General features: G+C 57.8%; 1 pseudogene. It reads left to right on the top strand.

The window, feature by feature from the left end:
• Window positions 1-228: pseudogene (locus EXE45_RS20955) on the top strand (MarR family transcriptional regulator); the annotation flags it as partial.
• Window positions 229-268 lie beyond the last annotated feature (40 nt).

Below are 268 nucleotides of genomic sequence, written 5' to 3'. Positions count from 1 at the left end.
CCGATCCGGTACTCTCGTCAGCAGATTAACCGGCGATGTAAGCGATTAGCTGAGGAAGATCTCGTACGACACCTAGGAAATGGAGTCTACATCATCACTGAAGACGGTGAAGCATACCTCGACGGTCGGCTCGATACCGAGAACTGGACCTACATTGATGACGACAGTGAGGCTGTCGAGGCGCAGGACCCGACGAACAGCGAGACCTCGAACGGAGGCGCGACCTGAATGCGCGACTCCGTCCCGTGGATGGGCGGTCTCGACGAGC

The organism is Halorubrum sp. SP9 (genome assembly GCF_005435015.1).
GTDB classification, from domain to species: Archaea; Halobacteriota; Halobacteria; order Halobacteriales; family Haloferacaceae; genus Halorubrum; species Halorubrum sodomense.
Note: the sequence above shows the minus strand (reverse complement) of the source record. Positions and strands in the feature narration are given on the sequence as shown.